Genomic DNA, 1,488 nt, shown 5'->3' with positions numbered 1-1,488 from the left:
AAGCACGCACTGTGACGCTAGTTCCATCTTCCTTATAAAGATTGATGAGACCTTCTTTAAGAGCTCGAACCATGTCTCCAGCTTGAACAGGTTGTGGGACTTTGATTGTCAAGAGTTCCATTGGATTTGGAGCGCGGTCTATTTTATTGCCTTTGGCATCATGTAAATTTTCGATATACGTTTCAAAATGACGGAAACCTGGGCCATAAAACTCAACTTGGTCTCCTTCGTTAATAACGTTCCGTTGACGAATAGTTGCTGTTTGTGTCGCATCATCATAAGAAACCACTTCAGCAACAAACTTATACTCAGGAATTTTACGACGAGCACCAAATAACTGCTCATTTTCAGATGGTGTACCGTAGTAGAAACCTGTTGCTAATTCACGTTGGGCAACCTTCCACATCTCATCAATCAAGTCTTGCTTGATAGCTTCAAACTTCTCTGGACTCTCTAGATAAGCATCAACAGCCGCCTTATAACAGTTAGTTACTGTTGAAACATAGTGAATAGACTTCATGCGTCCTTCGATCTTCAGACTGTCCACACCGTTTTCAATCATATCTGGGATATGGTCAATCATAGACATATCAACGGCTGACATTGAAAATTCTTCAGGAATTTCACCTTTAAGACTCTTACGTTCCTTCCCAAATGGCATATCGTAAAGGTCGTACTTCCAACGGCAAGACTGAGAGCAACCACCACGGTTAGCATCACGCATACTCATGTGATTTGAAAGCGTACAGCGACCTGAGTAGGAAATACACATAGCTCCATGAACAAAGGCTTCAATCTCAACGTCTGTACGTTTGCGAATTTCTGCCAATTCTTCCATTGAAACCTCACGCGCCAAAACGACACGAGTCAAGCCCAGTTCTTTCCAGAACTCAAGAGTTTCATAGTTGGTGGCACTTGCTTGGGTAGAAAGGTGGATTTCAAGACCTGGTGCTTCAGTCGCTGCAATCATAATCAAAGCTGGGTCAGATACGATAACTGCTGCAATCCCGATATCACGCAGTTTACGGAACCACTCACCAGCACCAGCTTCATTTCCTTCGTGCATAACCATATTGGCAGCTACATAGACTTTAGCACCGTACTTAGCCGCAAACTGTACGCCTTCTTCCATCTGTTCGAAAGTAAAGTTTCCGGCACGGCTACGAAGACCATAGGCCTGACCACCGATAAAGACAGCATCTGCTCCATATTGAACAGCTACTTTTAGCTTCTCTAAAGTTCCTGCAGGTGATAAAACCTCAGGACGTTTTAATGTTTTTGTCATGTTTTCTCCTATTTGCAATATAAAAGTTTGACGTTTTTCCTTCTCATTTTATAGTAAATAAGTGATAAAATCAAGCCTAGATAAATTGTTTTGACAATTCTAATCTTTTAAGCTTTGTATAATAATTGTTAAACTATCGAATATAAACCAATTTTAACAAGTAGCCAAAAAGTCTAGAAAAGTAAAAACCAGTATCCAATGAT

Annotated in this window: 1 protein-coding gene; it reads right to left on the bottom strand. The window is 40.8% G+C overall.

What is annotated here, in order from left to right:
• Positions 1 to 1,285: U32 family peptidase (locus QZ359_RS04525; RefSeq protein ID WP_045607117.1), on the bottom strand; the 1,285-nt coding region annotated here is incomplete at its 3' end.
• Positions 1,286 to 1,488 lie beyond the last annotated feature (203 nt).

This window comes from Streptococcus sp. (assembly GCF_019414905.1).
Taxonomy (GTDB): domain Bacteria; phylum Bacillota; class Bacilli; order Lactobacillales; family Streptococcaceae; genus Streptococcus.
This window is presented reverse-complemented; position numbering and strand designations above follow the sequence as displayed.